Below are 19,178 nucleotides of genomic sequence, written 5' to 3'. Positions count from 1 at the left end.
GGGCAAATGTGGGAGGGGGCTTGCTCCCGATAGCGGTGTATCAGTCACCAAAAAGGTTGGCTGACCCACTGCCATCGGGAGCAAGCCCCCTCCCACATTTTGAGCTGTGTTGAATCAGATAAAGGTCACAACCCCACCCGCCAGCGACTTCACCCGCGCCAGCGACTCAACCCTATAACCCTGCGCATCCAGCTCCGCACGGCCACCTTGAAACGACTTCTCGATCACGATGCCCAGGCCGGCGACGGTCGCGCCCGCTTGCTTGATGATCGAAATCAGCGCCTGGGAGGCCTTGCCGTTGGCCAGGAAGTCATCGATGACCAGCACGCGGTCGCTGCTGGTCAGGTGGCGTGGGGAAATTGCCACGGTGCTTTCGGTTTTCTTGGTGAAGGAATACACCGTCGCCGACAGCAGGTTTTCGGTCAGTGTCAGGGACTGCTGCTTGCGTGCGAAGATCACCGGCACGCCGAGGTTCAGGCCGGTCATGATCGCCGGGGCGATGCCTGAGGCTTCGATGGTGACGATCTTGGTGATGCCGGAGTCCTTGAACAGCGCGGCGAATTCGTCGCCGATCAGTTTCATCAGTGCCGGATCGATCTGGTGGTTCAGAAAGGCATCAACCTTGAGTACCTGATCGGAAAGCACGATGCCTTCTTCGCGAATTTTCTTGTGCAGTGCTTCCACGGAAAGCTTCCTCTGTTAGCGCAACAGGCGCCGAAAGTAGATTAAAAAGTAGTCGATTCTAGCGCTTTAACATCGCGCGTATATCAGCCAAGGCGCTGTTGCCGCGAACGGCCTTCACCTCGGTCGGGGTGTCGTCGTTGCCTTCCCAGGCCAGGTCATCCGGCGGCAGCTCATCGAGGAAGCGGCTGGGGGCACAATCGATGATTTCGCCGTATTGCTTACGCTTGGCAGCGAAGGTGAAGGCCAGTGTCTGACGCGCACGGGTAATGCCCACGTAGGCCAGGCGCCGTTCTTCCTCGATGGTGTCGGCTTCGATGCTGGAGCGATGCGGGAGGATTTCCTCTTCCATGCCCATGATGAACACGTAGGGAAACTCCAGTCCCTTGGACGCATGCAAGGTCATCATCTGCACACCTTCGGCGCCGTCTTCCTCTTCCTGCTGGCGCTCGAGCATGTCGCGCAGCACCAGCTTGCCGATGGCGTCCTCAACGGTCATTTCACCGTCTTCGTCTTTTTCCAGGGTGTTCTTCAGGGCTTCGATCAGGAACCAGACGTTGCCCATGCGGTAGTCCGCGGCCTTGTCGCTGGAACTGTTGGTGCGCAGCCAGTTTTCGTAGTCGATGTCCATGACCATGCTGCGCAGGGCGCTGATCGGGTCTTCACCGGCGCACTGCTCGCGTACCTTGTCCATGAAGCGCTTGAAGCGCGACAGGCGGTCGGTGAAGCGCGTGTCCAGGTGTTCGCCCAGGCCGATTTCGTCGGTGGCGGCGTACATCGAGATCTTGCGTTCAGTGGCGTAGTTGCCAAGTTTTTCCAAGGTCGTCGAACCGATTTCCCGACGTGGGACGTTGATCACGCGCAGGAAGGCGTTGTCGTCATCCGGGTTCACGATCAGGCGGAAGTAGGCCATCAGGTCTTTCACTTCCTGGCGCCCGAAAAAGCTGTTGCCGCCCGACAGGCGATACGGTACCTGGTGGTGCTGCAGTTTCAGCTCGATCAGCTTGGCCTGGTAGTTACCGCGATACAGGATCGCAAAGTCGCTGTAAGGCCGGTCGGTGCGCAGGTGCAGGCTGAGGATTTCCACGGCCACGCGCTCGGCTTCGGCGTCTTCGTTGCGGCAGCGGATCACGCGGATTTCGTCGCCATGGCCCATCTCGCTCCACAGCTGTTTTTCAAACTCGTGGGGGTTGTTCGAGATCAGCACGTTGGCGCAGCGCAGGATACGGCTGGTGGAGCGGTAGTTCTGCTCCAGCATCACCACTTTCAAAGACGGGTAATCATCCTTGAGTAGCATCAGGTTTTCCGGGCGCGCACCGCGCCAGGCGTAGATCGACTGGTCGTCGTCGCCCACCACGGTGAACTGGTTGCGTGTACCGATCAGCAGTTTCACCAGCAAGTATTGGCTGGCGTTGGTGTCCTGGTATTCGTCCACCAGCAGGTAGCGCACCTTATTCTGCCACTTTTCCAGGATGTCCTTGTGTTCCTGGAACAGTTTGACCGGCAGCAGGATCAGGTCGTCGAAGTCCACCGCATTGAACGCCTTGAGCGTGCGCTGATAGTGGGTGTAGACGATGGCGGCGGTCTGTTCCTTGGGGTTGCGTGCGGCTTCCAGGGCTTCGGCGGGCAGGACCAGGTCGTTTTTCCAGGCGCCGATCATGTTCTTGATCTCGTCGACGCCGTCGTCGCCCGCGTATTCCTTCTGCATGATGTCGGTCATCAGTGCTTTGACGTCGGCCTCGTCGAAGATCGAAAAGCCCGGCTTGTAGCCCAGCCGCGCATGTTCCTTGCGGATGATGTTCAGCCCGAGGTTGTGGAAGGTACACACGGTGAGGCCACGGCCTTCGCCACCCTTGAGCAGGGTGCCGACGCGCTCTTTCATTTCCCGCGCCGCCTTGTTGGTAAAGGTCATGGCGACAATGTACTGGGCGCGGATGCCGCAGTTCTGGATCAGGTGCGCGATCTTGCGGGTGATCACGCTGGTCTTGCCGGAGCCAGCACCGGCGAGCACCAATAGAGGGCCGCCGACGTAGTTCACGGCTTCTTGCTGCCGGGGATTGAGTCGGGACATACAGAGTTCGGGGAGTCGTCGTTCAAAAGGGCGGGCATTTTAACAGGCTGGCAAGTTTCTGCTGCCCTGGATCGACGGTGTGACGTACCACTCGATCTAAATTTGCCGGTTTTGCTACTTTGCCGCAGGATGTGCGGGGTATTGCGACTATTTTTCACAGTCGGCGTGTTTGATAGCACCTATCATTTGTCAGGCATTGGTCATTGTCAGACCGCACGTCATAATGCCACCGCCAACGAATTCTTGCAGAGTCTAGGGAGCTAGCTTGTCTACGCCTGTCGAACCCTTGCGTTTGCTGCTGCTGGCCGATGAGCCTGAGTGGGCAGCGTTGTTGCGCGAGTGCCTGGCGCCGATGGGCGACGGGGCTGTGCTGATCAGCGCGCCCAACTGGGACTCGGTGAGTCGTCTGTTCGACGACGACCACGGTGCGGTGCTCTTGACCACGCCCCCTCTGCAACCCGGCCCGGGCCGGTGCAGCTTGCCGTGTGTGTTGTTGCTGGAACAGGAACCATTGGTTTCGCCGCTCGGTGTCAGCGATTGGCTGGTCCATTCCGTGCTGGACGCCGATACCTTGCGCCGCTGCCTGCGCCATGTGCGCGAGCGTGGCGTGCTGGAGAACACGTTGCAGCGCCTGGCCGAACAGGACCCGCTCACCGGTATCGCCAACCGCCAGGGTTTCCAGACCTTGCTGGCGGCGCGACTGGCGGATAACGAAGGTCGCGGCCTGGCCCTCGGTCACCTGGACCTGGACAATTTCCGTCACGCCAACGATGCCCTCGGTCATCAGGCCGGCGACCGCTTGATCCTGCAGGTGGTATCGCGGCTCAAGAGCCAGCTTGAAGCCGGTGACCAATTGGCGCGCCTGGGCAGCGATGAGTTCGCGCTGCTGATCGACACCCGCCGTGCGCCCCAGCGCGCCGAGTGGATGGCCGAGCGCATCACCGAAGTCATGGCCGAGCCTTACTGGGTGGACGGTGAAAGCCTGCTGATCGGCTGCAGCCTGGGTGTGGCGCATGCCCGCGCCCGTGCCGGGGCCGACCCGTTGATGTGGCACGCCCATATCGCCATGCAGCAGGCCAAAAGCACCCAGGGCTGTACCTTTCATATCTTCAACGAACGCATCAACCGCAACGCGCGCAGCCTGGCCGACCTGGAAAGCGAATTGCGCCGTGCGCTGCGCCGCGATGAGCTGGAGCTGCACTACCAGCCGCGCCTGGACCTGGACGATGGGCATATCGTCGGCCTGGAAGCCTTGGTGCGTTGGCGCCACGGCGAGCGTGGCCTGTTGCCACCGAGCGAGTTCGTGCCCCTGGCCGAGCAGAGCGGCCTGATCGTGCCGTTGGGGTATTGGGTGATTTCCCGCGCCCTGCGCGACATGCAGGACCTGCGCGAACGCGGCCTGCCGGCGTTGCACATGGCGGTCAACCTGTCGTTTCGCCAGTTTCAGGACAGTCAACTGCTCTCGACACTCAGTCGGCTGATTGCCGAGCGTGGCGTGGAAGCGCAATGGCTGGAGTTCGAGTTGACCGAAACCGCCGTGATGCGTCGCAGCGACCTGGTCAAACAGACCATGGACGCCCTCGGCCGCCTCGGCGTGCGGTTTTCCCTGGATGACTTCGGCACCGGTTTCTCATCGTTCGTGCACCTCAACAGCCTGCCGATTGCCTTGTTGAAGATCGACAAGAGCTTCGTCGGCGGCATGGAAGAGCGCGAAGAGAATCGCAAATTGGTGCACGCCATGATCAACCTGGCCCACAACCTCAACCTGGAAGTGGTGGCCGAAGGCGTGGAGACCGCTGAGCAGCTTGCGCTTTTGAGGCTGTTTGGTTGCGATCAAGCCCAGGGCTACTTGATCAGTAAACCGCTGCCACTGGCCGAGCTGGTGGAGTACCTGACGTTTGGCAAGGGCCAGCAGGCGCTGTTGGGCTGAATAAACTCAATCTAAAAATGTGGGACCTTAGTGCGTCTGTGCGGTCTGGAAACCAGTTTGTATTTCCGGCTCCTGTCGAATCATGCGTTTCATCTTCGCCTCAAACGCCCACGTCAGGCTCACCGCCGCACAGGCAAGGCCCAGCGCCAGGCCCCACCACACGCCGGTCGGCCCCCAGCCTAACGTGAACGCCATCAACCAGGCCGATGGCGCGCCGATCAGCCAGTAACAACCGAGCCCCACCAGGAAGGTGGTCTTGGCGTCCTTGAGGCCACGGATGCAGCCCATGGCAATGGTCTGCACACCGTCGAACAGTTCGAACCAGGCCGCGACGGCCAGCAGGCTGACGGCAAGCACGATCACCTCGTGAAAGGCCGGGTCGTCATGGTCGAGGAACAGTCCGATCAGCGGGTCGGAAAACAGCCAGAACACCACGGCAAACCCCAGCATGACCATGGCGCCGAACCCTATACCGACCCGCCCGGCCAGGCGCGCGCTCAACAACCGCCCGGCGCCATAGTGCTGGCCGATACGCATGGTCACCGCGTAGGACATCCCTGCCGGGACCATGAACGCCACCGAGACGATCTGCAGGGCAATCTGGTGCGCCGCCAACTGCGTACTGCCCATGGTGCCCATGCACAGCGCCGCAAACGCGAACAGCCCGACTTCCACTGCATAGGTGCCGCCGATCGGCAGGCCCAGGCGCCACAGCTCGCGCAGATACTGGGTATTGAGGCGCAGCAGGCCGGTAGTCAGGGGGTAGGCGGCGTAGGTCCGGTTGCTGCGGATGTACCACATCAGCGCCAACGCCATGCCATTGGCGACGATGGCCGTCACCAGGCCAATGCCCATCAGCCCGAGCTTCGGCAGGCCGAACATGCCTTCGATCAGCGCATGGTTGAGCAGGTAATTGACCACCGTGCCGCACAGGCTGATCACCACCACTGGCGTGGCTTTGCCGATAGCGCTGGTGAAACCGCGCAACGCCATGAAGCTCAGATAGCCGGGCAGGGCGAATGGCAGGAGGGTCAGGAACTGCCCGGCGGCCTGCACGTTGGTTTCGGTCTGGCCGAATAGCAGCAGCACTGGCTTGAGGTTCCACAGCAGCAGCGCCGCCGCCAGGGCCATCAACCACGCAAGCCACAGCCCGGACTGGGTCAGGCGGGTGGCGCCGTCGATGTCGCCCGCGCCGTGACGGATGGCCACCAGGGTGCCCACCGCCGCAATCACACCGATGCAGAAAATCGCCACGAACGAATAGCTCGCCGCGCCCAGGCCACCGCCGGCCAGGGCTTCGGGGCTCAAGCGGGCCATCATCAGGGTGTCGGTCAGCACCATCAGCATGTGCGCCAACTGTGAGGCAATCAACGGCCCCGATAGCCGCAGAATGGCCCAGAGTTCGGTACGTACCGGATGCTGCATGATCATCACGCTCGACAGGTCAGGGTGGTGGAGAGGGCTGATTCTCGGCGCTTTGGGCGCATTGCACAAAAGGATAAAAGCGATCGTTTGCATGATTAAAACTCATGCCTGATCTATTCTGGTAGGGTTTGCGGATTGCGCTGTCGGAGCTTTCAGAATGTCCCGTCGTCTTCCTCCGCTTTACGCCTTGCGGGCGTTCGAAGCCGCGTCCCGTCACCACTCCTTTACCCGCGCGGCAGAGGAGTTGTCGATTACCCAAAGTGCGGTCAGCCGGCATATTCGTACGCTCGAAGAGCATTTCGCCTGCCGGCTTTTCCAGCGCAGCGGCCGCACCCTGCAGCTCACGGAGGCGGCGCGCTTGTTGCTGCCCGGCGTGCGCGAAGGGTTCGCCGCCCTGGAGCGCGCCTGCCATACCCTGAATGCCGAAGATGACATCTTGCGTATGAAAGCGCCGTCCACCTTGACCATGCGCTGGCTGCTGGCGCGGTTGAGTCGCTTTCGGGCCTTGCAGCCGGGCAATGAGGTGCAGCTCACCAGTGCGTGGATGAGCATCGATGAAGTGGACTTCAACCAGGAGCCGTTCGATTGCGCGGTATTGCTCAGTAACGGGCACTTTCCCGCAGACTGGGAAGCCAGTTACCTGTTTGCCGAAATGCTGATTCCGGTTGGCGCGCCCAATCTGTTGGATGACGGCCCCTGGGACGTGACGCGGCTGGCAACGGCTGAACTGCTGCATCCGACACCGGACCGCCGCGACTGGCGCTACTGGTTGGAACGCATGGGGTTGGCGTCCCGGGTTTCGCTCAAGGGTGGGCAGGTGTTCGATACGCTGGAGTTGGGCATGATCGCCGCCGCGCGGGGTTATGGGGTGTCCATGGGTGACCTGCTGATGGTGGCCGAGGACGTCGCCCAGAAACGCCTGAGCTTGCCCTGGCCAACGGCCGTCGCCAGCGGGGAAAGCTATTACCTGGTGTGGCCCAAAACCCGCCCCGGTGGTGAGCGCCTGCGGCGTTTGGCGGAGTTTCTCCAGGGCGAGGTGCATGCGATGGTTTTGCCCGAAGTGGCCCGCCTTGAATGAAGGGTTTGGCATGTGTACGGCAATCGTTTGCGCGATACCCCTGTGAATCGCTCAAGTATTGTAAAACTCCGCCGAAGTAGGAGTGTTGGAACCATCGTGCACTTACGTTTCCCACCAGATAATTCGCCGAGCAGCGCTAAGAGATCAGGATGATCCTGGCCTCGGCTCAGGAGCTGTCATGTCTCAACCTCGCGCTCGGATCGCCTCCCAGTTAGGCCTCGCATTGGCCGTGATTCTTGCTGTCGTAATCAGCGGCAGTACCGTTTTCGCTCTACGCTCCCTCGACACCGCCAACCTCGCCACCCGCGAGGAACACCTGGCCAGCGAGGCGCGCCTGCTCGCCGACCAACTCAATACCTTCCACAGCACCTTGCGCGAGAGCACCCAGCGTTTGAGCGGGCTGTTTGAAAAGCGCTTCGGCGCCGGCTTGAGCGTGCGTGCGGACCAGCCAGTCGCCGTGGCCGGTGTGCAAACCCCAAGCCTCTACCTGGGCAGCCAGTTGCTGAACAACAACTTCAGCGAAGTGGATGAATTCAAGGACATGTCCGGCGGCGTGGCCACGGTATTCGTGCGCAGCGGCGATGACTTTGTCCGCATCAGCACGTCCCTGACCAAGCAGGATGGCAACCGCGCCATAGGCACCGTGCTGGACCGCCAGGGGCCGGCCTACCAGCGTGTGTTCAGCGGGCAGACCTACATCGGTCGGGCAGTGTTGTTCGATCGCTCGTACATGACCCAGTACAGCCCAGTGCGTGACGCCAGCGGAAAAGTCATTGCGGTGCTGTTCATCGGTTTCGACTACACCGACGAGCAGAGAGCCCAGTTCGACAACCTCAAGCGCTTCCGTATCGGCCAGACCGGCTCTCTCTCGTTGCTGGATGAACAGAAGCACTGGCTGGTGCCGCCGGCCGGTGTACAAGCCTTGGATCAAGCCATTCCGGTGATGCTCGACCTGGCGAAGAAACCGGGTGAAGGGCGCTTCTGGAGCGACAAGAACGAAGATTTCTACAGCGTTTCGGTACCGTTCGAGGGCGGCCCCTGGGCGGTGGTGGCGAGCATGCCGAAGGCTGAGATTCGTGCAGTGACCTGGGACGTCGGCCTGCGCCTGGTGATCGGCAGCGTGCTGGCCATGCTGTTGGCGGTGGGCGCCACCGTGTGGCTGTTGCGCAGCAAGCTCGCGCCCCTGAGTGACCTGGTGCGCCAAGCCGAAGCGCTCGGTGCGGGCGACCTGAGCGCGCGCCTGAACGTCTCCAGCCATGACGAAATCGGCCAGTTGGCGCGCAGCTTCAACCAGATGGGCGAAGCGCTGTCGACCATGGTTTCGCACATCCGCAAGGCGGCGGAAGAGGTCAACAGCCGTGCCCAGGCGTTGTCCGGTTTGTCTGGCGGTGCCTATGAAGGCATGGAACAACAGTCCGGCGAGATCACCAGCATGGCGGGCGCGGTGGAAGAATTCAGCGCCACTTCGCTGAATATCGCCGACAACATGGGCAGTACCGAGCGCCTGGCCCAGGAAAATGCCCAGCAGACCCGCATCGGGCGTGCCTCGATGCAGGAGGCGTCGTCGTCCTTGGAACATATCGCCACTGCTCTGAACAGCACCGCGACGGTGATCAACACCTTGGGCCAGCGTTCCCAGGAAATCGGCGGCATCGTTGGCGTGATTACGTCGATCGCGGAACAGACCAACCTGCTGGCGCTGAACGCTGCCATCGAAGCCGCCCGCGCGGGCGAGCAAGGCCGTGGCTTTGCCGTGGTCGCCGACGAAGTGCGCAACCTGGCCTCGCGCACCCGCCAGGCCACCGATGAAATTTCCGGCATGATCCAGAGCATCCAGCAGGAAACCGGGAATGCCATCAGCACCATGGAACACGGCAATGTACTGATGCAGGAAGGCCTGTCGCGCAATGCCGACGTGGCTTCGGCCCTGGCGCGCATCGACGAGCAGAGCCGCTCGGCCGGCCAGCAGTTCGCCGCCATCACTACCGCCACCCAGGAGCAGAGCAGCACCGCGACCTTGCTCAGCAGCAACCTGCAAAGTATTGCGCTGGCTAACAGCGAGCAGCGTGAAGTGGTGTCGAACCTGGCGATCACCGCCAAGGAACTGGAGACCCTGGCGGCGGGCCTGCGGCATGAAGTAGACCGGTTCCGCTAAGCCACCGCCATTCAGAATGCGCAGGCGCATGGCTCAAGTGCTCGCCGCCGGACGGTACTGCAAGGCCTCTTGCAGATGGTGGCGGGCGATGTTCTCTGTTTGTTCCAGGTCCGCCAGGGTACGCGCTACCTTGAGCAACCGATGGGCCGCCCGCAGCGACAGCGTCAGTCGTTCGCATGCGCTTTCCAACCAGCCTTCATCGACCTTTGCCAGCTTGCAGTACTTGCGCAACCCCGGCAGGTCGAGGAAGGCGTTGGCGCATCCTTGGCGGCGTTGCTGGCGTTCCCGTGCATCGGCCACTGCTGCGGAAGCTTTCGCAGTGTTGTCACCGGTCTGTTGTGCCGGGCTCAGTGCCGTGGCCTCCCGCGCCACGGTCAGGTGCAGATCGATTCGATCCAGCAACGGCCCGGACAGCTTGTTGCGATAGCGTTGGATCTGCTCCGGTGTGCATCGACAACGGCCGCTGGGTTCGCCCAGATAGCCGCAAGGGCAGGGGTTCATCGCCGCGACCAATTGGAAGCGTGCCGGGAAGCTTACCCGGTCGCGGGCGCGGGAAATCACGATATGCCCCGACTCAAGTGGCTCACGCAGCACCTCCAGGACTTTGCGATCGAACTCCGGCAATTCGTCGAGGAACAATACGCCGTGGTGGGCCAGGGTGATTTCCCCCGGTTGTGGTTTCGATCCGCCGCCGACCAGCGCGGGGCCAGACGCCGAGTGGTGCGGCTGGCGAAACGGCCGTTGCGGCCAATGGCTCAACGGCGCCAGGCTGACCACCGATTGAATCGCCGCGACTTCCAGCGCTTCGTGCTCACTCAGTGGTGGCAGCAACCCCGGCAGGCGGCTGGCGAGCAATGTCTTGCCAGTGCCGGGCGGTCCGCTGAATAACAGGTTGTGCGCCCCCGCAGCGGCGATCAGCAAGGCGCGCTTGGCAGCCAACTGGCCCTGTACTTCGCTGAGGTCCGGGTAAGGTTTATTCAGATACAGCAAGCCGTCCGCCTGGTAGGGCTCGATCGGCACATGCCCGTTCAAGTGCGCTACCACCTGCAGCAAGTGGTCCACCGCAATCACCTTCAACCCCGATGCCAGGCACGCTTCCTCAGCGTTCGCCCTGGGCACGATCAAGGTGCGCCCGGCCTTGCGCGCCGCCAGTGCGGCGGGCAACACGCCTTTCACCGCGCGTACTTCGCCGGACAGCGCCAACTCGCCCAGGCACTCAACGTCATCGAGCATCAACGCCGGCACCTGCATACTGGCCGCCAGGATCCCCAGGGCAATCGCCAAATCAAAACGCCCGCCGTCCTTGGGCAGGTCGGCAGGCGCGAGGTTGAGAGTGATGCGACGCGGCGGATATTGCAGGGCCGAATTGAGAATGGCGCTGCGTACACGGTCCTTGCTTTCCTTTACCGCCGTCTCCGGCAAGCCCACCAGCGTCAGTGATGGCAAGCCATTAGCCATATGCACTTCAACCGTGACGACGGGGGCTTCAACGCCGATCTGGGCGCGACTGTGGACGATGGCGAGGGACATGCTCGATCCTTGAATGGGGCCGCTTCCTGCGGGTTATTCAAGGGTAGACGAGGGTGGGAAAAGCAAAGCGGGGGAGGTTTTACAGAACGTATCAGGCCAAGACGCCGGACAAATGTGGGAGGGAGCTTGCCCCCTCCCACACTGATTGCGTTCACTCGGCAGAGGGCGGCGTCAGCCGCGCTTCCAGTTCCGCCATTTTTGCCTCCAGGCTTTCCAGCCGCGCCCGCGTGCGGGCGAGCACCACCATCTGGCTGTCGAACTCTTCACGGCTCACCAGATCGAGCTTGCTGAAGCCACTTTGCAGCAGTGCCTTGAACTGGCTTTCGATTTCATTGCGGGGCAGCGGAGTGTCGCCGCTGAACAGGCGAGAGGCGTGGCCGCTCAGGGCGTCGAGGAAGTCTTTGGGCGCGAGCATGGGAAATATTCCGGAAAACTGTTGGCAGGCAGTGTATCACGCAGCGTCTATAGTCTTTTCACGGCCCTGACGCGCACGCTTTTCGCGCATCGGGACGGGCGCTTGCGCACTGTTTTGATGCGCATCGCCACCGCCGGAACGCCCCGCAGGTGGGCATGAGTGGGCAATGGACTGATTTCAGTGATTTTTACGGAGCTGGCAAGGTTTCTGCTTAGACGATCATGACCCATGCACTGATGCAGTCGCTGTGACGAATGCAGTGCGCCGACGGATCAGGGGTACAGGTTTCGTCACCAGTGGTTCGCTGGCGTCGCTACGGTAAATGCCGAGGCGACGATGCGTTACAAAGCCAGGCACTGCGCTTAGACTTGAGACGGGTTTGTTTTCCTGGGGCAAGTCCACCAATTCGGGAGAGAGTTTTCATGAAGCTAGTCACTGCCATCATCAAGCCGTTCAAGTTGGACGACGTACGCGAGTCACTGTCCGAGATCGGCGTGCAGGGCATTACCGTTACTGAGGTCAAGGGCTTCGGTCGGCAGAAGGGTCATACCGAGCTGTATCGCGGCGCGGAATATGTGGTCGATTTCCTGCCGAAGGTGAAGATTGATGTCGCCATTGACGACAAGGATCTTGACCGGGTTATCGAGGCGATAACCAAGGCCGCCAACACCGGCAAGATCGGTGACGGCAAGATCTTCGTGGTCAATCTGGAACAGGCTATCCGCATCCGTACCGGCGAAACCGATACCGACGCAATCTAAGCCGCCAAACCCCAACGCCCCAGGAGAAAAACACTATGACTCTGCGTACATTCGCAGGGCTCGGAGCCCTGTTGTCCATCGTAATGCCAGGCCTTGCAATGGCTGCAGACGAAGTGGCGGCTCCAGTCCTCAACTCCGGCGACACTGCCTGGATGCTGACCGCCACCGCACTGGTGCTGTTCATGACCATTCCTGGTCTGGCGCTGTTCTACGGCGGCATGGTCCGCTCCAAGAATATTCTGTCGGTGATGATGCAGTGCTTTGCCATCACTGGCCTGATCAGCATCCTGTGGGTCGTCTACGGTTACAGCATTGCGTTCGATACCACCGGTATGGAGCAGGGCGTCGTCAACTTCAACTCCTTCTTCGGCGGCATGGGCAAGGCATTCCTGGCAGGGGTCACTCCAGCCAGCATTACCGGGCCTGCGGCGCTGTTTCCGGAAGCGGTGTTCATCACCTTCCAGATGACGTTCGCCATCATCACTCCGGCGCTGATCGTCGGTGCCTTCGCCGAGCGCATGAAGTTCTCCGCGATGCTGATTTTCATGGGCATCTGGTTCACGCTGGTCTATGCGCCGATTGCGCACATGGTCTGGAGCGGCAACGGCGGCCTGATGTGGGACTGGGGCGTGCTGGACTTCGCCGGTGGCACCGTGGTGCACATCAACGCCGGTGTGGCTGGCCTGGTGGCGTGCCTGGTGCTCGGCAAACGTAAAGGCTTCCCGACCACCCCGATGGCCCCGCACAACCTGGGTTACACCTTGATCGGCGCGGCCATGCTGTGGATCGGCTGGTTCGGCTTTAACGCCGGTTCCGCTGCCGCAGCCAACGGCACGGCCGGCATGGCGATGCTGGTTACCCAGATTGCTACCGCTGCTGCGGCGCTGGGCTGGATGTTCGCCGAGTGGATCACCCACGGTAAGCCGAGCGCACTGGGCATCGCCTCGGGTGTGGTGGCCGGCCTGGTTGCGATCACTCCGGCGGCTGGCACCGTGGGCCCTATGGGCGCCCTGGTCATTGGCCTGGCGGCGGGCGTGGTGTGTTTCTTCTGCGCCACTACCCTCAAGCGCAAGCTGGGCTACGACGACTCCCTGGACGCCTTCGGCGTGCACGGTATCGGCGGTATCCTCGGCGCGATCCTGACCGGCGTGTTCGCGGCTCCCTCGATGGGTGGCTTCAACGCCGCTACCACTGACATCGCCGCCCAGGTGTGGATCCAGTGCAAAGGCGTCGGCTTCACCGTGATCTACACGGCGATCGTCACCTACGTGATCCTCAAGGTGCTGGACATGGTCATGGGCCTGCGCGTCACTGAAGAGGAAGAGGCGGTCGGTCTCGACCTGGCGCAACATAACGAGCGTGGCTACAACCTGTAAGTACGCGAAAAAAAGATGCCCGGCTTGCCGGGCATTTTTTTGTCTGGCGTTTGTCTCTGCCTATAAGTGGCATGGGTTTTTCGTCAACTTTGTGATGGGATCCACACGGCACTTTTAAGGGTGCGAATGTCTTACAGGCATGTAGGCGTATTCGGCACTTTGTTTTTTTCCAGAGCGCGCTAGAATGCGCGCCGATGGGCGGAGAACTGTATGTGGCAACAGACCCTGATTACCCTTCGGGCCAAGCCCCGGGGCTTTCACCTGGTGACCGACGAGTTGCTTGCCGGCTTGCCTGAATTGAAGGCGTGTCGCGTGGGCCTGTTGCATCTGTGGCTGCAGCACACCTCGGCCTCGTTGACGGTCAACGAGAATGCCGATCCGGCGGTTCGCCGTGACTTCGAGCGTTTCTTCAACTTGCTGGTGCCGCAAGGCCATGCAGGGTTCGAACACAACGACGAAGGTCCGGATGATCTGCCGGCGCACTTCAAAGCCAGTCTCCTGGGCTGCCAGCTGAGTTTGCCGGTGAAGGCTGGCCGCTTGGCGATGGGGACCTGGCAAGGTGTTTATCTGGGCGAGCACCGTGATCATGGCGGTGCTCGTAAAGTCCTCGCCACCTTGCACGGTGAAGGGGCATAAGCCACTGGTGATCCAGTGGATGTTGATTTTTTTCCGGCGACCTCGACAGAGGGTAAAGCTGGGCTATAACTAATCTGCTTTTCGCAAGTCATGAGGTAGAACATGAGCGACGATGATCTGGAAAACGACGACCTCGAAGTAGGTGACGAAGACGACACTGAGGAAAGTCTTGAAGCGGCGGCTGATGACGTTGCTGAAGACCTTGATGACAGTGCTGGCGATGATGTCGCGCCCAAAGCCAAAGGCAAGGCCAAGGCTGCTGTTTCGGTAGACGAACTGCCCAGCGTTGAAGCCAAGAACAAAGAGCGCGATGCCCTGGCCCGTGCGATGGAAGAATTCCTCGCCAAAGGCGGCAAAGTGGTCGAAGTCGAGCCCAACGTGGTGGCTGATCCACCGAAGAAGCCGGATAACAAATACGGCAGCCGTCCTATCTGAGGTCAGCTACCTGCTTGTAAGAAAGAACCCGCCGTCGCTGCGGGTTTTTTCATGCCTGCTGATTTATTCGAGCGTTGTGGTGATCCAGATGTGGGAGGGGCAAGCCCTAATGCCAGTCAGTGAAGGCTTTTTGTAGGGGTGAGCTTGCTCGCGAAGAACTCAGGGCTCTCTCGTTCATCCAGAATGAACGCGTTGCCTGGGCGTTTTTCGCGAGCAAGCTCGCTCCTACAGGGAACCCCTTTAAGCCCCCTCCCACATTTGGATCGCTGGTGTTACTGCCAGCTGCGGAGCAATTGCGGTAGCTCCGTCAGGCTGCGAATTTGCGCATCCGGGAGTTTATGCCCTTCCCACGCCTTGCCCGTCGGGTTGAACCACACTGCTCGCAGCCCCGCCTGCTGCGCCCCGGCAATGTCATCGCCCGGATGATCGCCAACATGCACCGCCGCTTCGGCCTTCACGCCGCCGCGCTGTAATGCCTCCTGAAACAACCGCGCATCCGGCTTGGCGATGCCGATATCCTCGGCACGCAAGGCAAAGTGAAAGTAGTCCGCCAGGCCTACGCGTTGTACGTCGGCATTGCCATTGGTGATCACCCCGAGCAGGAAGTGCTGGCGCAGGGCTTTGAGCATCGGCTCGGCTTCGGGGAAGACGGTGAGTTGATGCCGCGCATGAATGAACGCTTCAAAACACACGTCGGCCATTTCCGTGGCTTCAGGCTGTGGATAACCTGCCTCCTCAAACGCATGCATCAACACCCGATGGCGCAGGATACTGATGCGGTGTTTGAGTTCTGGGTGCCGCTGCAGCACCTGTTGGCGCAGGCTGGCGAAATGCTCCAGGGGCAAGTCGCCGACCTTGGATGCGTTGAGCGCCAACCATTCGCGCATTGACGCTTCGGCGCTGATGATGACGGGTACGTTGTCCCAGAGCGTGTCGTCCAGGTCGAAGGTGATCAGCTTGATGCTCATGAGTCGCCGCCCTTGATGCGTTTGGCCCGTGGATGGGCGCTGTCGTACACCGTTGCCAGGTGCTGGAAGTCGAGGTGGGTGTAGATTTGCGTGGTCTTGATGTCGGAGTGGCCGAGCAGCTCCTGTACCGCGCGCAGGTCCTGGGACGACTCCAGCATATGGCTGGCAAAGGAGTGCCTGAGCATATGCGGGTGCAGGTTCTGCCCCAGTTCGCGCTCGCCGGCGGCTTTTACGCGCAACTGAATGGCCCGTGGCCCCAGGCGTCGGCCCTGTTGGCTGATAAATACCGCGTCGTCTTGCGGATTGGCCAGCGCCCGTAACGGCAACCATAGTTGCAGGGCGTCACGGGCTTTCCTGCCGACCGGCAGCACCCGCGTCTTGCTGCCTTTGCCCAGCACCTGCACCAGCCCATCCGCCAAGTCCAGTTGATCGAGGTTCAGGCCGGTCAGCTCGGACAGGCGCAGGCCCGAGGAATAGAACAACTCGAGGATCGCCTGGTCGCGGTGCGCCAGGAAGTCATCCTCGACCGCGCCATCGAGCAGTTGCAGAGCGCGGTCGGTGTCCAGGGTCTTGGGCAGGCGGCGCTCGCCTTTGGGCGGCGACAGGCCATTGGCCGGGTCGTGGTCACACAGGCCTTCGCGGTTCAGGTAGTGATAGAGGCCGCGCACCGCCGACAGCAGGCGCGACAGGCTACGCGAGGACTGGCCTTGCTGATGCAGCCGTGCGACCAGGCTGCGCAGGCTCTGGATATCCAGGGCTTTCCAGCTGGCGACCTGCTGCTTTTCGCAATAGGCCAGGACCTTGTTCAAGTCCCGCCGGTAGGCTTCCAAGGTATGAGGCGACACCTGGCGCTCGTTGCGCAGGTGAGCGCAGTAAGCGTCCAGTTGCCGTTCCATGGCTAGCGCACCGCGCGCAGGGCAGTGGTGAAGCGCGGCAGGACGCGGCCCAGCACTTCGGCGATGTAGGTCAAAAACAGGGTGCCCACCGAGCTTTTGTAATGCGCGGGGTCGCGGCTGGCGATGGCCAGTACGCCATGCAGGCCTTGGTGGCTGAGGGCAACCACGGCGGTGGAGCCGATCTGTTGGCGCTGTTCGGCACCAAACAGGAAGTCCAATTCATGCTCGCGCAGGGTGCCGCTGATGGTCTTGCCTTCGGAAAGCAGGCCGCCGATGGCGGTTTGCGCTTCGCCACCGCTGACCCAGCGCCCCACCGGCATCGGGTTGTCGCTGAACAGGATCAGGCTGACAAACGGCACCTGGAAGTCCTGGCGCAGGCTGTCTTCCACAGCTATCACCGTTTCTTCCAGGCTGGCGGCGTCCAGCAGGGTCAGGATCAGGCGACGGGTCTTGTCGAACAGGCGATCGTTGTCGCGGGCCACATCCATCAGGTGCGAGAGCCGGTGGCGCATTTCGATATTGCGCTCGCGCAGGATCTGCATTTGCCGCTCCACCAACGACACGGTATCGCCGCGTTGGTGGGGGATGCGCAAGGCCGGAAGCAATTGCTCGTGCTCGACGAAAAAATCCGCATGAGCCTCAAGGTACGCCGCGACTGCAGCGGCCTCCAGGCTTTCACTTGGGGTGATTTGTGCGGGTACTTGAGGCTTATCGGTCATTGGCTTGGCTCACTCATAGACGGACCTGTCCTTCGTATACACGCGAGGCCGGCCCGGTCATCATCACCGGGTGGCCAGGGCCTGCCCATTCGATGGACAAGCGCCCACCCGGCAGGTCGATCAGCAGCGGTGAATCCATCCACCCCTGGCTGATCGCGGCCACGGCAGCGGCGCAGGCACCGGTGCCGCAGGCCTGGGTTTCGCCGGCGCCGCGCTCCCACACACGCAATTGCGCGCGGGAACGGTCGATCACCTGCAGGAAGCCCACATTGACCCGCGCCGGAAAGCGCGGGTGATGTTCGATCTTCGGCCCCAGTTCATGCACGGGCGCATTGTTGATGTCATTGACCCGCAGCACCGCATGGGGATTGCCCATGGACACGGCGGCGATATCCACGCGGGTACCGTCCACCTCCAGCGCATAACTGAGGGCCTGCTCGGGCGCCTGGAACGGAATGTCCGCCGGCACCAGGCGTGGCGCGCCCATGTTGACGCTGATCTGGCCGTCACTGCGGATATCCAGTTCGATCACGCCGCCCTTGGTTTCGACGCGAATCTGGCGCTTGGCGGTCAGGCGCTTGTCCAGCACGAAGCGCGCAAAGCAGCGCGCACCGTTGCCGCACTGTTCCACTTCAGAGCCATCGGAGTTGAAGATCCGATAACGGAAATCCACCTCCGGGTTGGTCGGCGCTTCCACCAGCAATAATTGGTCGAAGCCGACACCGGTATGCCGGTCGCCCCATTGTTTGGCGTGCTTGGGCAGGATGTGTGCGTGCTGGCTGACCAGGTCGAGAACCATGAAGTCATTGCCCAGCCCGTGCATCTTGGTAAAACGCAGCAGCATGGCTTACTCCGGCAGCAGGCTTTCGCCAGCATACAACTCGGCTACCGTCTCGCGGCGACGCACTTCGAATGCTTGATCACCGTCCACCAGCACCTCGGCGGCTCGCCCGCGCGTGTTGTAGTTGGAACTCATGACAAACCCATAGGCACCGGCCGAATGCACGGCCAGCAGGTCGCCTTCCTCCAGGGCCAGTTGACGATCCTTGGCCAGGAAGTCGCCGGTCTCACAGATCGGGCCGACGATGTCGTACGCACGCGCTTCGCTGGCGCGAGGGGCCACGGCGGTGACATTCATCCAGGCCTGGTACAGCGCCGGGCGGATCAGGTCGTTCATCGCCGCGTCGACGATGGCGAAGTCCTTGTGTTCGGTGTGCTTGAGGTACTCGACCTGGGTCAGCAGCAAACCGGCATTGGCGACGATGTAGCGGCCCGGCTCGAACATCAGCGTCAGGTCGCGGCCTTCGATACGCTCGCGCACCGCCTTGATGTAGTCGGCGATCAACGGCGGTTCTTCATCGCGATAACGCACGCCCACACCGCCACCCAGATCGATGTGGTGCAGGTAGATGCCGCAATCGCCGAGGCGGTCGATCAGCGCCAGCAGGCGGTCGAGCGCATCCAGGAACGGCGGCAGGGTGGTCAGTTGCGAGCCGATATGGCAGTCGACACCCAACACGTCCAGGTTCGGCAATTGGGCGGCGCGGATGTACACGTCTTCGGCGTCGGCTATGGCGATGCCGAACTTGTTCTCCTTGAGGCCGGTAGAAATGTACGGGTGGGTGCCCGCATCGACGTCCGGGTTGACGCGCAGGGAGATCGGCGCGCGAACGCCCATCTCGGCGGCCACGACCTGCAGGCGCTCCAGCTCGTCGGTGGACTCGATGTTGAAGCAGTGCACACCTACTTCCAGGGCGCGGCGCATGTCTTCGCGGCTCTTGCCGACGCCGGAAAACACGATCTTGTCGGCCTGGCCACCGGCGGCCAATACACGTTCGAGTTCGCCACGGGACACAATGTCAAAACCAGCGCCCAGACGCGCCAGGACATTGAGTACACCCAGGTTGGAGTTGGCTTTCACCGCGTAGCACACCAGGTGCGGCACGCCTTCCAGCGGGTCGGTGAACGAGCGGTATTGCGCTTCGATATGTGCACGGGAATACACATACGTCGGGGTGCCAAAGCGCTCGGCAATCGCAGACAGCGCCACGCCTTCCGCGAACAGCTCGCCGTCCCGGTAGTTAAAAGCGTCCATGAGGGTC

General features: G+C 61.7%; 17 protein-coding genes. 7 read left to right on the top strand and 10 right to left on the bottom strand.

Annotated elements, in window-relative coordinates:
- Nucleotides 1-114: 114 nt before the first annotated feature.
- Entirely contained in the window at nucleotides 115-684 is a 570-nt protein-coding gene (locus C4J88_RS26420; protein WP_003176890.1) for a xanthine phosphoribosyltransferase, read from the bottom strand.
- Nucleotides 685-742: 58 nt separating this feature from the next.
- The gene (gene rep, locus C4J88_RS26415) at nucleotides 743-2,752 is read right to left on the bottom strand and encodes a DNA helicase Rep (protein WP_124364957.1); all 2,010 of its coding nucleotides are present in this window, start codon (nucleotides 2,750-2,752) and stop codon (nucleotides 743-745) included.
- A gap of 265 nt (nucleotides 2,753-3,017) precedes the next feature.
- On the opposite strand from rep, the gene C4J88_RS26410 reads away from it, so the two are divergent.
- Complete coding sequence (locus C4J88_RS26410) at nucleotides 3,018-4,682, top strand: bifunctional diguanylate cyclase/phosphodiesterase (protein ID WP_124408495.1); 1,665 nt, start codon at nucleotides 3,018-3,020, stop codon at nucleotides 4,680-4,682.
- Between the two features lie 27 nt (nucleotides 4,683-4,709).
- On the opposite strand, the gene C4J88_RS26405 is transcribed toward C4J88_RS26410, so the two are convergent.
- Nucleotides 4,710-6,113, bottom strand: coding sequence for a NorM family multidrug efflux MATE transporter (locus C4J88_RS26405; protein WP_124368805.1), 1,404 nt, complete (start codon nucleotides 6,111-6,113; stop codon nucleotides 4,710-4,712).
- A gap of 151 nt (nucleotides 6,114-6,264) precedes the next feature.
- On the opposite strand from C4J88_RS26405, the gene C4J88_RS26400 reads away from it, so the two are divergent.
- Both C4J88_RS26400 and C4J88_RS26395 read left to right on the top strand, forming a co-directional pair.
- Entirely contained in the window at nucleotides 6,265-7,185 is a 921-nt protein-coding gene (locus C4J88_RS26400) for a LysR substrate-binding domain-containing protein (RefSeq protein WP_124364954.1), read from the top strand.
- Nucleotides 7,186-7,363: 178 nt separating this feature from the next.
- On the top strand, nucleotides 7,364-9,340 hold the full coding sequence (locus C4J88_RS26395) for a methyl-accepting chemotaxis protein (protein WP_124408494.1): 1,977 nt from the start codon (nucleotides 7,364-7,366) through the stop codon (nucleotides 9,338-9,340).
- Between the two features lie 33 nt (nucleotides 9,341-9,373).
- On the opposite strand, the gene C4J88_RS26390 is transcribed toward C4J88_RS26395, so the two are convergent.
- Both C4J88_RS26390 and C4J88_RS26385 read right to left on the bottom strand, forming a co-directional pair.
- A complete protein-coding gene (locus tag C4J88_RS26390; protein ID WP_124368802.1) occupies nucleotides 9,374-10,870 on the bottom strand; it encodes a YifB family Mg chelatase-like AAA ATPase in 1,497 nt (498 codons plus the stop codon).
- A 151-nt stretch (nucleotides 10,871-11,021) separates the two neighbouring features.
- Nucleotides 11,022-11,285 (bottom strand): accessory factor UbiK family protein, encoded by a 264-nt coding sequence (locus C4J88_RS26385; protein ID WP_124368801.1) that lies wholly within the window; start codon nucleotides 11,283-11,285, stop codon nucleotides 11,022-11,024.
- Between the two features lie 422 nt (nucleotides 11,286-11,707).
- Here C4J88_RS26385 and glnK point away from each other — a divergent pair, with 422 nt between their 5' ends.
- The 4 genes from glnK to sutA all read left to right on the top strand — a co-directional run bounded on the left by glnK (nucleotide 11,708) and on the right by sutA (nucleotide 14,493).
- Nucleotides 11,708-12,046, top strand: a complete 339-nt coding sequence (gene glnK, locus C4J88_RS26380) for a P-II family nitrogen regulator (protein WP_002555808.1) — start codon at nucleotides 11,708-11,710, stop codon at nucleotides 12,044-12,046.
- 35 nt (nucleotides 12,047-12,081) lie between these two features.
- Nucleotides 12,082-13,422 (top strand): ammonium transporter, encoded by a 1,341-nt coding sequence (locus tag C4J88_RS26375; RefSeq protein ID WP_124372266.1) that lies wholly within the window; start codon nucleotides 12,082-12,084, stop codon nucleotides 13,420-13,422.
- 210 nt (nucleotides 13,423-13,632) lie between these two features.
- Nucleotides 13,633-14,058, top strand: a complete 426-nt coding sequence (locus C4J88_RS26370; RefSeq protein ID WP_124368800.1) for a secondary thiamine-phosphate synthase enzyme YjbQ — start codon at nucleotides 13,633-13,635, stop codon at nucleotides 14,056-14,058.
- A gap of 102 nt (nucleotides 14,059-14,160) precedes the next feature.
- Nucleotides 14,161-14,493: a transcriptional regulator SutA gene (gene sutA / locus C4J88_RS26365; protein ID WP_124364948.1), complete on the top strand. Its 333-nt coding sequence runs from the start codon at nucleotides 14,161-14,163 to the stop codon at nucleotides 14,491-14,493.
- Between the two features lie 272 nt (nucleotides 14,494-14,765).
- On the opposite strand, the gene C4J88_RS26360 is transcribed toward sutA, so the two are convergent.
- The 5 genes from C4J88_RS26360 to lysA are packed head-to-tail and all read right to left on the bottom strand — an operon-like array spanning nucleotide 14,766 to nucleotide 19,171.
- Nucleotides 14,766-15,461 carry an HAD family hydrolase gene (locus tag C4J88_RS26360; RefSeq protein ID WP_124408493.1) on the bottom strand — a complete coding sequence of 232 codons (696 nt, stop codon included), beginning with the start codon at nucleotides 15,459-15,461 and terminating at the stop codon, nucleotides 14,766-14,768.
- Entirely contained in the window at nucleotides 15,458-16,357 is a 900-nt protein-coding gene (xerC, locus tag C4J88_RS26355) for a tyrosine recombinase XerC (protein ID WP_124408492.1), read from the bottom strand. Before xerC ends, C4J88_RS26360 begins: the two co-directional genes overlap by 4 nt.
- A gap of 2 nt (nucleotides 16,358-16,359) precedes the next feature.
- A complete protein-coding gene (locus C4J88_RS26350; protein ID WP_124408491.1) occupies nucleotides 16,360-17,076 on the bottom strand; it encodes a DUF484 family protein in 717 nt (238 codons plus the stop codon).
- Between the two features lie 13 nt (nucleotides 17,077-17,089).
- A complete protein-coding gene (gene dapF / locus C4J88_RS26345; protein WP_124368796.1) occupies nucleotides 17,090-17,920 on the bottom strand; it encodes a diaminopimelate epimerase in 831 nt (276 codons plus the stop codon).
- A 3-nt stretch (nucleotides 17,921-17,923) separates the two neighbouring features.
- Nucleotides 17,924-19,171, bottom strand: coding sequence for a diaminopimelate decarboxylase (lysA, locus tag C4J88_RS26340; protein ID WP_124408490.1), 1,248 nt, complete (start codon nucleotides 19,169-19,171; stop codon nucleotides 17,924-17,926).
- Between the last annotated feature and the right edge of the window lie 7 nt (nucleotides 19,172-19,178).

Source organism: Pseudomonas sp. R4-39-08 (genome assembly GCF_003852275.1).
Lineage (GTDB): Bacteria > Pseudomonadota > Gammaproteobacteria > Pseudomonadales > Pseudomonadaceae > Aquipseudomonas.
This window is presented reverse-complemented; position numbering and strand designations above follow the sequence as displayed.

Bases quoted from the DNA above. Each gene is read 5' to 3' on its own strand.
- C4J88_RS26350 (WP_124408491.1), bottom strand. From the start codon at position 17,076: ATGACCGATAAGCCTCAAGTACCCGCACAAATCACCCCAAGTGAAAGC.
- xerC (WP_124408492.1), bottom strand. From the start codon at position 16,357: ATGGAACGGCAACTGGACGCTTACTGCGCTCACCTGCGCAACGAGCGC.
- lysA (WP_124408490.1), bottom strand. From the start codon at position 19,171: ATGGACGCTTTTAACTACCGGGACGGCGAGCTGTTCGCGGAAGGCGTG.
- sutA (WP_124364948.1), top strand. From the start codon at position 14,161: ATGAGCGACGATGATCTGGAAAACGACGACCTCGAAGTAGGTGACGAA.
- C4J88_RS26370 (WP_124368800.1), top strand. From the start codon at position 13,633: ATGTGGCAACAGACCCTGATTACCCTTCGGGCCAAGCCCCGGGGCTTT.
- C4J88_RS26360 (WP_124408493.1), bottom strand. From the start codon at position 15,461: ATGAGCATCAAGCTGATCACCTTCGACCTGGACGACACGCTCTGGGAC.
- rep (WP_124364957.1), bottom strand. From the start codon at position 2,752: ATGTCCCGACTCAATCCCCGGCAGCAAGAAGCCGTGAACTACGTCGGC.
- C4J88_RS26390 (WP_124368802.1), bottom strand. From the start codon at position 10,870: ATGTCCCTCGCCATCGTCCACAGTCGCGCCCAGATCGGCGTTGAAGCC.
- dapF (WP_124368796.1), bottom strand. From the start codon at position 17,920: ATGCTGCTGCGTTTTACCAAGATGCACGGGCTGGGCAATGACTTCATG.
- C4J88_RS26405 (WP_124368805.1), bottom strand. From the start codon at position 6,113: ATGATCATGCAGCATCCGGTACGTACCGAACTCTGGGCCATTCTGCGG.
- C4J88_RS26400 (WP_124364954.1), top strand. From the start codon at position 6,265: ATGTCCCGTCGTCTTCCTCCGCTTTACGCCTTGCGGGCGTTCGAAGCC.
- glnK (WP_002555808.1), top strand. From the start codon at position 11,708: ATGAAGCTAGTCACTGCCATCATCAAGCCGTTCAAGTTGGACGACGTA.
- C4J88_RS26395 (WP_124408494.1), top strand. From the start codon at position 7,364: ATGTCTCAACCTCGCGCTCGGATCGCCTCCCAGTTAGGCCTCGCATTG.
- C4J88_RS26385 (WP_124368801.1), bottom strand. From the start codon at position 11,285: ATGCTCGCGCCCAAAGACTTCCTCGACGCCCTGAGCGGCCACGCCTCT.
- C4J88_RS26375 (WP_124372266.1), top strand. From the start codon at position 12,082: ATGACTCTGCGTACATTCGCAGGGCTCGGAGCCCTGTTGTCCATCGTA.